The sequence below is a fragment of the Legionella drancourtii LLAP12 genome (assembly GCF_000162755.2).
In the GTDB taxonomy this organism is placed as follows: domain Bacteria; phylum Pseudomonadota; class Gammaproteobacteria; order Legionellales; family Legionellaceae; genus Legionella; species Legionella drancourtii.
In genome coordinates this window covers 143,383-154,850 of record NZ_JH413848.1, presented here as the reverse complement: position 1 = coordinate 154,850, position 11,468 = coordinate 143,383, and the positions used below count along the sequence as shown (strand labels likewise).

The window sequence follows — 11,468 nt, the reverse complement described above, 5'->3', positions numbered from 1 at the left end:
CCATCGATACCAAGACTATAGCTAATACCTAGAGCAGGCATCCACGCGAATTCCTCCAAGTATTGCATACCCAATACCTTAGTGTCAAAACCTGCGACTAAAGGTATACAAAGTAGTAAACAAAGTACTACTGTAAATAAAGCCAAATAACGCGAAATATTCGGGCTACGATCATCTCCAGAGAGAAGGACAAAAACACCGCCTATTATCGGCAACCAAATTAGTAAATTGAGCAAATAATGCATACCCTCACCTTATATTCAGCCTAGTATCAACCAGCACAAAAATCCTAATAATCCAAACACCATGACTGCTGCATAATGATACAGATAACCACTTTGTATGGCACGACCTTTACTGGAAAACCATCTAACCAGTCGACTACTGCCATTAACGACCAACCCATCAATTAACTTCTGATCACCAATACTGTAGAACGCACTACCAAGCCCCTTAGCGCCCTTTACAAAAAGCAGATTGTTCAAGGCATCAAAACCATATTTATTAACCAATAAGCGGTAAATAAAAGTCAGATGACGCGCAAGATAACCAGGAATAGATGGCACAGCAATATAGCAAATCCAGGCTACAAGCACACCGGCCAATGTCAGCCAGAATGTCAGCGAGTAAACTGAATGTAGCATACTTGCAAATGGGGACGTAATTTCATGGGCAAGCTCTGCCAACACATTATGTTGCGGCAGGATGAACAATGAAGAACTCAATATTGTTGGCTTATCAAAGAGCATCGGCATATACAGTACATAACCTAGTATAACTGAAGGGATGGCAAGCACGACTAAAGGCAACCACACTACCCATGGCGATTCATGTACATGATCAAAAGTATGTTCATCCATACGCGGCTTACCATGGAATGTCATAAAGAATGACCTAAAAGTATAAATCGCGGTAACCATAGCACCAACGACCACGCAGAAATAAGCATAACTACTGCCTGGAATTTGTGACAGTTGTGCCGCCTCAATAATGGTATCCTTTGAATAAAACCCTGCAAACGGAGGAATAGCGCACAGAGCTAAACTACCAATAATATATGTCACATAGGTAATAGGCATTTTGCGCCACAAACCACCCATTTTACGCATATCTTGCTCATGATGCATCCCTATAATAACCGAACCTGCGCCAAGGAAGAGCAAGGCCTTAAAACAGGCGTGCGTTAAAAGATGGAACATACCGGCACTATAAGCTGAAGCCCCCATACCGACCATCATGTAGCCTAATTGTGATAAAGTAGAATATGCAACCACACGCTTAATGTCATTCATGACTAAAGCTAAGATGCCGGTAAATAGCGCCCCTGTGGCACCAATAACTAATACAACACTTAACGCAGTTGTTGATAATTCGATTAAAGGTGAAATACGTGCGATCATAAACACCCCAGCCGTCACCATAGTTGCCGCATGGATTAGTGCCGAAATAGGTGTTGGACCTTCCATTGATTCAGGTAACCACACGTGTAAAGGTACCTGTGCAGATTTACCCATAGCGCCAACATAAAGCGCTAAGCAGATAACCGTCATTACCGACCAGGGGTGCCCTTGAAATAATTCAATATTTTGACTCGCTAGATAATTTGCACTTTGAAACACAGTAGCGTAATCAAGACTTCCAGTGTAGGCGAAAATTAACGCAATACCAATGACGAAGCCAAAGTCTCCGACTCGGTTAACAAGAAAAGCCTTAAGACTTCCTTCAATTGCCGATTCTTTTTGATACCAAAAACCAATAAGTAAGTAAGAAACAAGTCCTACACCTTCCCAGCCAAAGAATAATTGTAAGAAGTTGTTTGAAGTTACCAGCATCAACATCATAAAGGTAAACAAGGAAATATAACTAAAAAAGCGCTGATAACCATCATCATCAGCCATGTAGCCAATACTATAAATATGCACCAATAGCGACACGAAATTAACAGTTAGCAGCATGACCACTGTCAATGGGTCAATTAAAAATCCTAAATTAAATTCGTATGGAATTAATGCACCACCAGTAGCCCAATGATATAAAAGCGTATTCTCTGATGGAATCGAACCAGAAAAAAGCTGACAGGCAATGTACAGTGAGGCGACAAAAGAAATACTAACGCCCAAAATAGTGACTGTATGAGCTCCAACACGGCCTATTTGATTGCGGAAAAAACCAGCAACAATAGATCCTACAAGAGGAGCTAAAACAATTATCAGACAAAGTTGTTGTATACTCACAATGTTAACCTTTTAAATGATTCATCTTATCTACGTCTATGTTGCCACGATTTCTATAAAGCAACATCACTATGGCCAAACCAATTGCCGCTTCTGCAGCCGCAACTGTCAAAATAAAAAAGACAAAAACCTGACCAGCAATTCCATTATAATAATGTGAAAATGCAATAAAATTAGTGTTAACTGCAAGGAGCATCAACTCAATACAAACAAGAAGCAAAATTATATTTCTGCGATTTAGCATCACGCCTATAAGACCAAAGCCAAATAGGATTGCACCTAATATCAGGTAATTATTAACCGGTATCATATAGTATTCCTCAATACTTATTTTTCTGCTTTCATACTAACTAATTTAACCCGCTCATCACGACGAGTCATAATCTGTTGCTTAATATCTTGTCTCTTAGATTGTCTTGGACCACGGTGTACTAAAGTAATTGCCGAGACAATGGCAACCAATAACAGTACGGCAGCAAGCTCAAAAGCCAAGAAATAATCGGTATAAAGAACCATGCCCAGCGCTTCTGTATTTGACATTTCAATTAGCTGTGGCTCAGTTTTAAGCTCCGATGTACGGCCTTGTTGTATTAAAATAGGTTGACCCGCATTTTGTTGCCGCTCAACATTATCTTTAAATGTTCCCGCAGGTGTCGCAACCATTAAAAGTCCCGTCAGGAGGGCAACCAGAATTAAACCAAAAGGCAAATACCGTTTAAAGTGCCCCCGCATTGATTCAATATCAATATTAAGCATCATGACCACGAAAAGAAATAAGGTCATAACTGCGCCGACATAAACAAGAACAAGGATCAAAGCAAGAAACTCGGCCTCAGCTAATATCCACAATACTGAACTTGTAAAAAATGTTAACACCAGAAACAAAACGCAACGCACAGGGTTATTTTGTGTAATAACCATTAATGCAGAACCAACTGTTAAAGCGGCGAAAACATAAAAAATAGTTTGAACTAATAAGTCATGCATATCTTACCCCGTTATCGGTACTTTTCATCAGCAGCTCTATCTGCTGCAAGTCGTGGTTCCATCAAATCACCAAGAGCCAGTAACTTTTCTTTGGTCATGATGTTTTGGCCACGTTCACTAATATGGTAATGATGTATTGGTGTAACTACGATGGAATCAACTGGACAGGATTCTTCACACAAACCGCAATTAATACATTTAAACATATCAATATCATAGCGTGTCGTACGGCGAGAGCCGTCTTCACGAGGTTCTGACTCAATTGTAATGGCTAATGCTGGGCAGACTGCTTCGCATAATTTGCAAGCGATGCAACGCTCTTCACCATTAGGATAACGACGCAAAGCCAACAAGCCTCTAAAACGTGGTGAAATAGGCGTTTGCTCCTCGGGGAACTGCACCGTTATTTTTTTCTTAAAGAAATATCTACCCGTTAGCTTTAAACCAGAAAGGAGCTCCAGTAAAAGGAAACTTCGGACATAATATTTTATATTTTGATATACTTTTTTCATCGGCTTCTCTTTTAACCATCAAAACCAAGGTTTAACGTGCGCAACAACCATCAAGGCCGTCACGATAATCCAAACAATGGTAACCGGGATGAGTACTTTCCAGCCTAAACGCATAAGCTGGTCATAACGATAACGTGGAAAAGTCGCTCTTACCCACAAATATACAAAGAGGAAAAAGCTGATTTTCGCGAGTAACCAAACAAAACCTGGCACGACAAAGAATATATTTTCTAAAACAGGGATCCCTTCAAAAGGAGACATCCAACCGCCCAAAAACATAATACTCAGCAATACAGAAATAAGCACCATGCTAGCATATTCAGACATAAAGAATAATGCGAACCCGATTCCAGAATACTCCACATGGAAACCGGCGACGATCTCGGACTCACCCTCAGCCAAATCGAAAGGTGCTCTGTTGGTTTCAGCAATTCCAGCAATCCAGAAGACTAAAAACAAGGGCAGTAATGGCAAAAACCACCAATGAAGAATTCCACCGCGTTGGGAATTAACAATATCAGTAAGATTCATACTGTTTGCGGCAAGTAATACACCTACTAGCGCAAAACCCATAGCAATTTCATAGGAGACTGTCTGAGCGGTACTTCTCAATGCACCTAACATCGCATACTTAGAATTGGATGCCCAGCCAGCGATTAGAACCCCATAAACACCTAATGAACTCATCGCAAAAACAAACAGAATGCCGGCATTGATATTTGCCAAAACAATTCCTTCTTGAAATGGAATCACAGCCCAACCTACCAAAGAGGGTACCAAAGCAAATAGTGGCGCGATAATAAAAAGGTACTTATTGGATCGTGTCGGAACAATAATTTCCTTGGTAATCAACTTAACCAAGTCAGCAATTGGTTGTAACAAACCTTTAAAACCGACACGATTAGGACCAATACGTACTTGAATGAAGCCAATTACCTTACGCTCAAAATAAGTTATTAAAGCAACGCACAATAGTAATGGAACAACAATTACCAGTATTTTAAGAACAACCCAAATTAGTATGCTAATGTCATGCAGCATTTTTCTTACCTGCCTAGCGCTTAATAGTTATTGCAGCAAATGAATGACCTAAATCAACTGTCTCAGGCATTGCATTTGCTACCCATACAACATCTACCGCAATGCGCTCATCACGTTTAAGCGGCAATGTTATCTCAATATCACCCTGAGATACAGTAGCAATTTCGTCTAATTGCAATCTATCTGCAGTTATAGGGTTAATACGTATGCATGCTGAATCAGCCGCTGCGCATAATTGCAGCTCTTTGGCATTTCTAACAATCGAATCAACACGATAAAGTGGCCATTCACCCACCCGAATTAAAGATTGGTTAATTACTGGTAAGCTCTCAGGATAATATGGCGCATAATCTTGCTTAATAGCAAGAGTAACAAAGTCCTTTACTTCGGACAAAATGTCTTCTGTCGAGGTATATTCAAAGTCTTTACAGTGAAATAAATTTCCCAGTACACGTAACACTTTCCAAGCAGGTCGGGATTCACCATAAGGAGTGAGGGCGCCCTTTACTGTTTGCCAAGTATTATCAACATTAATATATGTTCCGGAAGTTTCTGCATAAGGGGCTACGGGCAAAATGACATCCGCATAGTCATGCATTGACTCATGCTGGTAAGCAGACATTAAAACCACAAATTCAGCACCAAGCATCGATTGGCGTGTACCATAGGGATTAGCAAAATCAAAACCAGGTTCTACGCCCATTAAAAAGTAAGCTTTTAATCTAGCATTTAATGCAGACTGCACATCTAAACCGGCGTTAGGATCGACCTTACCCGCTGTCGTTCTATGCGGAACCATCCCAGCCATCCATGCACCCGCTGTATTAGCACCACTAGTCAATCTAAGTACTTTGGCACCGCTTAATTTTTCAATTAAATGTACTAAAGTACGTAGTAACGCCGCTTCAGGATGATTTTCACATAACGCCCCAGTAATTAAAGATGCCTTTTCCGCTTTCAGTGCTTGCGCAACATGTAATGTTGCTTCATCAACTTCAAGCCCAATTAATAGTTTTTGTACTTCTTCATGCAATGATTTTAAATTATCAGCCAGAGCTAAGGTAAGCTTGGCCAATTGCATTGGCATTTCCAAAGGCGAAATAACAAAACGCTGTTGCAGTGCAAAGTTATATTCAAAATCTATAGGGTTAATCGCATAGACTTTAGCACCATTACGAAAAGCTTTGCGTACACGTACACCAGCTAAAGGCACTTCCCGATCAATATTACATCCAATGAGCACGATTGCATTTTGGTTTTCTATTTCAGCATAAGATAGAGAACTGCTTGGTGTTGTTGCTTGGCTGTTTTGATCTTTGAAGTCAGTCTGTTGCAAGCGGTGATCTAGGTTGTGCACCCCAATTTCACGCATTAATTTTTGCAATAAATAGAGTTCTTCTAAAGTAGAAGAACTGGAGGCAAAAGCAGCTACTTGCTCACCGCCACTATGCTTAATAACACGGCTTAAACCATCGGCAGTAAATTTTAAGGCAGTTTCCCAATCAACAACCTCCCACTGACCATTGCGTTTGATTTGAGGTTTGCTCGCGCGTGTCTGACTTTTCAAGCCTAAATAACTAAAACGGTCTCGATCTGATAACCAAGTTTCGTTAATTGATTCGTTTTCTTTTGGCACAACACGCATCAACTCATTTCTACGCGTATGTAAATACACATTGGAGCCTAAACAATCATGAGGAGCAACACTATCATGCTGGGTCATTTCCCAGGCTCTGGCCGTAAACCGATAAGGTTTAGACGTTAATGCACCAACTGGGCATAAATCAATAATATTGCCGGATACTTCAGACTTCATACAGTGTTGTACATAAGTGCCAATTTGCATGTTTTCGCCACGGCCTGTCGCACCTAATTCTCTAAGTCCAGCAACTTCCTCGCCAAAACGCACGCAGCGTGTACAGTGAATGCAACGTGTCATTTCTGTAGAAATGAGCGTACCTAAATCATCATCATGCACAGAGCGCTTCGTTTCAGCATATTCCGACTCGTCTTGACCAAAGCCCATAGAAACATCTTGCAGCTCACACTCACCACCTTGATCACATATAGGACAATCCAGTGGATGATTAATTAGGAGAAACTCCATAACCACTTTTTGCGAGTGTATTGCTTGTTCTGATTTGGTAAATACCTTCATCCCATTGGTAATGGGTGTAGCACAGGCGGGAACAGGCTTTCTACCGTTTTCCACTTCAACCAGGCACATACGGCAGTTTGCGGCTACGGATAGTTTCTTATGATAGCAAAAACGTGGGATATGAATGCCCGCTTCATCGGCAACTTCGATAATCATTTTACCGTTTTCTGCTTCAAATGTTTTACCGTCGATTTCAATAGTAGTTGTCATGGTTAAAACCTTCTAATTATGCTGCAACGATGGAGCGTTTATGCTTAATGAAGTAGTCAAATTCATTATAAAAATGCTTAACAAAGCTTTGTACCGGCCAAGCAGCTGCTTCACCTAGTGCGCAAATGGTACGTCCTTCGATGTTATCCGCAACATTGACTAATTTTTCTATATCACCAGGCTCTCCATGACCCTCTTTGATTCGGTGTAATAAACGCACCAACCATCCAGTTCCTTCGCGACAAGGTGTACACTGACCGCAAGACTCGTCCATATAAAATTCTGAAATTCGGTAAAGGGCATCAACCATACAGGTGGTTTCGTCCATAATAATTACCGCACCTGAACCTAATCCTGAGCCAGCCTTTTGAATACTGTCGTAGTCCATATCCAGCCCCATCATTACATCGCCGGGAAGAACTGGCATGGAACTACCACCAGGAATTACTGCCTTAATTCTACGATCACCTTTAACCCCACCAGCCAATTCGAGTAAAGTCTTAAATGGTGTCCCAAGTGGAATTTCGAAGTTCCCAGGCTTATTAACATGGCCGCTAACACTAAAACACTTCGTGCCACCATTATTGGGTTTACCCAATTTTAAGAACCACTCACCACCTTTTTCCATAATCACGGGTACTGACGCAAAAGTTTCCGTGTTATTAATTGTTGTGGGCTTACCGTATAGGCCATAATTGGCAGGAAATGGTGGTTTAAAGCGGGGTTGACCTTTTTTCCCTTCCAAAGAATTCAGTAATGCGGTTTCTTCACCACAAATGTATGCCCCTGCACCTAAATGATTGTATAAATCAAAATCGACCCCAGAGCCTAAAATATTCTTACCTAATAATCCAGCAGCATACGCTTCTTTTAAAGCCGCTTCCGTACGTTCGTAGGGCAACCAAAATTCGCCACGGATGTAGTTATAGCCAACAGAGGAACCCATAACATATCCAGCAATCGCCATACCTTCAATTAATTGATGCGGATTTAAAGCTAAGATTTCCCGATCTTTACAGGTACCTGGTTCACCTTCATCTGAATTACATACAACGTATTTTTGTACGGGCGAATTGCGATTCATGAAACTCCACTTTAACCCTGTAGGGAATCCGGCGCCGCCACGACCCCGTAAAGCTGAAGTTTTTAATTCATCAATAATTAATTGTGGGGAAGTTTGTTCTTTTAATATTTTTCTCCAGGCACTGTACCCACCAACACTTTCATAAGCAGATAGAGTCCAAGGCTCTGGTAAATGAACTGTTCGGTAACAAACTTGATTTAATTCGACCACGGCAACCACCTCTATCTTTTATTGGTATTGTTCCAACACTTTGTCTATCGATTCAGGAGTCAGATTTTCATGATAATCTTTGTCCACCTGCATCATTGGCGCATTAACACAAGCACCTAAACATTCAACAGATCTTAAAGTAAAACGTCCATCATCTGTGGTTTCGCCTAATTTGATACCCAATTTTTTTTGCAGATGATCAACTACACCTGCCGAATCACGCAGCATGCATGATATATTGGTGCATACATTAACTAAATGCGTACCCACAGGCTTATGCTCATACATGGTATAGAAGCTAGCAACTTCGTAAACCGCGATCGGAGGCATCTCAAGATAATCAGCAATGGCATCCATTAATTCCATAGTCAAATGATTGTGCTCTTCCTGAACAATACGTAAAGCACTCATTACGGCTGATTGTTTTTGATCTGCGGGATACTTAGCTATCCAATGATCTATGTCCTGCATTCTTTGCGCCGACACCAACTGATGTAATATTTTTGCTGAATTATCAGACATTTTTAAACCTTTATTAATTTAAATTGCAATTCTTTGTTTCAACCAATCCGAGTTGGGCTGAGAGGAATTAACGATCTATTTCACCAAACACGATATCCTGACTTGCTAAAATTGCGACACCATCGGCAAGCATATGCCCTCTCACCATTTCATCATAGCTGGATAAATGCGCAAATCCTGGCGCACGAATTTTCAGCCGATATGGTTTATTCGCACCGTCAGATACCATGTAAATACCAAATTCACCTTTAGGGGCTTCAACTGCGCTATATACTTCACCACGTGGTAAGCAAAAGCCTTCTGTGAACAATTTAAAATGATGGATTAATGCTTCCATATCATGTTTCATTTCAACGCGACGTGGTGGTGTAATTTTATGGTCATCAACACGAACAGGCCCAGGATTATTCCGCAGCCATTCAATGCATTGTCTGATAATGCGATTTGATTGTCTTAATTCTTCGACGCGAACCAAATAACGATCATAACAATCTCCAGTTTTGCCCACTGGAATATCAAAATCTACCTTATCATAAGCCGCATAACTTTGTTTTTTACGTAAATCCCAAGCAATGCCTGAACCGCGCAACATCGGCCCAGTGAAGCCCCATTGTAAGGCCTCTTCTGGAGACACAACGCCGATATCGACTGTACGCTGTTTCCAAATTCGGTTATCTGTTAATAAGGTTTCATATTCGTCAACACAGCGTGGGAACCGTTCTGTAAACGCCCATAAGAAATCAAGCAAACTGCCACAGCGATCTTCGTTAAGTTTTTCCACTTCGCGTTCACTATGCCATCTTGATGCTTTGTATTGTGCCATAGTGTCTGGTAAGTCACGCGCGACACCACCTGGGCGATAATATGTAGCATGCATGCGCGCGCCAGATACTGCTTCGTAGCAATCGAACAAATCTTCGCGCTCGCGAAAACAGTATAAAAATACGGTCATCGCACCAATATCTAAGGCAATCGCACCTAACCATAAAAGATGATTTAGAATGCGAGTTACTTCATCAAACATCGTACGAATATATTGGGCACGCACGGGTACTTCAATACCTAATAATTTCTCAATGGCATTAACGTAGGCATGTTCATTGCACATCATGGATACGTAATCTAGGCGATCCATATAACCAATATTTTGAATATAAGGTTTTGTTTCTGCTAATTTTTCAGTTGCGCGATGTAATAAGCCAATGTGTGGATCGGCGCGAACTATTGTTTCACCTTCAAGTTCGAGAACCAAACGCAATACCCCATGTGCGGCGGGATGTTGTGGGCCAAAGTTTAAAGTATAATTCTTTAATTCGATCATTATTCGCCCTTCTTATCAACAATATAACGGTTATCATTACGAATAACCTTAGGCACCAGAATTCTGGGCACTATATCAACAGGTGCGTAAATAACTTTTTGCAATTTTGCATCGTAACGCATTTCAACCTGACCACTCAGAGGGAAATCTTTACGGAATGGATGGCCAATAAAGCCATAATCCGTCAAAATACGTCTTAGATCTGGATGTCCTTCAAATAAGACGCCATATAAATCATAAGCCTCGCGCTCAAACCAATTTGCGCCTTTCCATATATGATGTACCGATGGAACGATTAAATGTTTTTCATCAACAAAGACTTTAACGCGCACGCGATGATTTTTGTTGGTTGACAACAAATGGTAAACCACGGCAAAACGGGGCTTGTCCAAGGTATATGCTTTAGCGTCTTGACGCTCTACACCACGCGAAAAACCATTCTCGGTTGCAGAATCAGTTTCCCAGTCATATTCGCCATAAAGCAAATAATCCACCGCGCAAAGATCAATAAGCTGGTCAAAAGAAAATGCGTCTAAATCACGCAGTTCCAACATTAATGTTTTTAAATTGACAACGTCACATTCAATAGTTACTTCATCGTAAGCAACAGTCACAGCATTCATATGACTTGCCAATTCAGTCTTTAGTTTTTCAACCAAATAATCATTTTTTGTCATCTAATTTGCACCTTTGATGAGCTTACGCTTCTAATATGTTTTTACGTCTGATTTTATTCTGTAATTGAATAATGCCGTAAAGCAGTGCTTCTGCTGTTGGAGGACAGCCAGGCACATAAACGTCAACAGGAACAATGCGATCGCATCCGCGGACCACTGAATAAGAATAATGGTAATATCCACCACCATTAGCACAAGAACCCATGGAAACGACCCAGCGCGGCTCTGGCATTTGATCATAAACTTTACGTAAAGCAGGCGCCATTTTGTTGCATAGGGTACCCGCAACGATCATGACATCCGATTGACGAGGACTGGGACGGAAAATAATACCAAATCTATCCAAGTCATAGCGCGCAGCGCCAACGTGCATCATTTCGACAGCACAACATGCCAAACCAAAGGTCATAGGCCACATAGAACCACTACGTGCCCATCCAACAAGTTTTTCGACCGAAGTCGTCACAAAGCCATTTTTTTTGCAATTCTGCAACCGCCATAGCTAGCCTCTA

General features: G+C 41.1%; 11 protein-coding genes and 1 pseudogene. All 12 read right to left on the bottom strand.

Annotated elements, in window-relative coordinates:
- A pseudogene (locus tag LDG_RS16830) lies at positions 1-245 on the bottom strand (NADH-quinone oxidoreductase subunit M); the annotation flags it as partial.
- Between the two features lie 15 nt (positions 246-260).
- Positions 261-2,234, bottom strand: a complete 1,974-nt coding sequence (gene nuoL / locus LDG_RS16825; RefSeq protein WP_006872657.1) for an NADH-quinone oxidoreductase subunit L — start codon at positions 2,232-2,234, stop codon at positions 261-263.
- A gap of 4 nt (positions 2,235-2,238) precedes the next feature.
- Positions 2,239-2,544, bottom strand: coding sequence for an NADH-quinone oxidoreductase subunit NuoK (nuoK, locus tag LDG_RS16820; RefSeq protein ID WP_006872656.1), 306 nt, complete (start codon positions 2,542-2,544; stop codon positions 2,239-2,241).
- 17 nt (positions 2,545-2,561) lie between these two features.
- Complete coding sequence (locus LDG_RS16815; protein ID WP_006872655.1) at positions 2,562-3,221, bottom strand: NADH-quinone oxidoreductase subunit J; 660 nt, start codon at positions 3,219-3,221, stop codon at positions 2,562-2,564.
- A gap of 11 nt (positions 3,222-3,232) precedes the next feature.
- Complete coding sequence (gene nuoI / locus LDG_RS16810; protein WP_006872654.1) at positions 3,233-3,733, bottom strand: NADH-quinone oxidoreductase subunit NuoI; 501 nt, start codon at positions 3,731-3,733, stop codon at positions 3,233-3,235.
- A gap of 18 nt (positions 3,734-3,751) precedes the next feature.
- Positions 3,752-4,774 carry an NADH-quinone oxidoreductase subunit NuoH gene (gene nuoH / locus LDG_RS16805; protein WP_006872653.1) on the bottom strand — a complete coding sequence of 341 codons (1,023 nt, stop codon included), beginning with the start codon at positions 4,772-4,774 and terminating at the stop codon, positions 3,752-3,754.
- A 13-nt stretch (positions 4,775-4,787) separates the two neighbouring features.
- Positions 4,788-7,142, bottom strand: a complete 2,355-nt coding sequence (gene nuoG / locus LDG_RS16800) for an NADH-quinone oxidoreductase subunit NuoG (RefSeq protein WP_006872652.1) — start codon at positions 7,140-7,142, stop codon at positions 4,788-4,790.
- A gap of 16 nt (positions 7,143-7,158) precedes the next feature.
- Positions 7,159-8,436, bottom strand: a complete 1,278-nt coding sequence (gene nuoF, locus LDG_RS16795; RefSeq protein ID WP_006872651.1) for an NADH-quinone oxidoreductase subunit NuoF — start codon at positions 8,434-8,436, stop codon at positions 7,159-7,161.
- A gap of 18 nt (positions 8,437-8,454) precedes the next feature.
- Complete coding sequence (gene nuoE, locus LDG_RS16790; RefSeq protein ID WP_006872650.1) at positions 8,455-8,958, bottom strand: NADH-quinone oxidoreductase subunit NuoE; 504 nt, start codon at positions 8,956-8,958, stop codon at positions 8,455-8,457.
- A 67-nt stretch (positions 8,959-9,025) separates the two neighbouring features.
- The gene (locus tag LDG_RS16785) at positions 9,026-10,279 is read right to left on the bottom strand and encodes an NADH-quinone oxidoreductase subunit D (RefSeq protein WP_006872649.1); all 1,254 of its coding nucleotides are present in this window, start codon (positions 10,277-10,279) and stop codon (positions 9,026-9,028) included.
- Positions 10,279-10,956, bottom strand: coding sequence for an NADH-quinone oxidoreductase subunit C (locus tag LDG_RS16780; protein ID WP_006872648.1), 678 nt, complete (start codon positions 10,954-10,956; stop codon positions 10,279-10,281). The genes LDG_RS16785 and LDG_RS16780 overlap by 1 nt, the downstream gene beginning before the upstream one ends.
- Before the next feature lie 22 nt (positions 10,957-10,978).
- Positions 10,979-11,449 (bottom strand): NuoB/complex I 20 kDa subunit family protein, encoded by a 471-nt coding sequence (locus LDG_RS16775; protein ID WP_006872647.1) that lies wholly within the window; start codon positions 11,447-11,449, stop codon positions 10,979-10,981.
- Positions 11,450-11,468: the final 19 nt, after the last annotated feature.

Excerpts from the sequence above, each read along its gene's own strand:
- nuoE (WP_006872650.1), bottom strand. The coding sequence starts at position 8,958 with ATGTCTGATAATTCAGCAAAAATATTACATCAGTTGGTGTCGGCGCAA.
- LDG_RS16780 (WP_006872648.1), bottom strand. The coding sequence starts at position 10,956 with ATGACAAAAAATGATTATTTGGTTGAAAAACTAAAGACTGAATTGGCA.
- LDG_RS16785 (WP_006872649.1), bottom strand. The coding sequence starts at position 10,279 with ATGATCGAATTAAAGAATTATACTTTAAACTTTGGCCCACAACATCCC.
- nuoI (WP_006872654.1), bottom strand. The coding sequence starts at position 3,733 with ATGAAAAAAGTATATCAAAATATAAAATATTATGTCCGAAGTTTCCTT.
- nuoK (WP_006872656.1), bottom strand. The coding sequence starts at position 2,544 with ATGATACCGGTTAATAATTACCTGATATTAGGTGCAATCCTATTTGGC.
- nuoG (WP_006872652.1), bottom strand. The coding sequence starts at position 7,142 with ATGACAACTACTATTGAAATCGACGGTAAAACATTTGAAGCAGAAAAC.
- nuoH (WP_006872653.1), bottom strand. The coding sequence starts at position 4,774 with ATGCTGCATGACATTAGCATACTAATTTGGGTTGTTCTTAAAATACTG.
- LDG_RS16815 (WP_006872655.1), bottom strand. The coding sequence starts at position 3,221 with ATGCATGACTTATTAGTTCAAACTATTTTTTATGTTTTCGCCGCTTTA.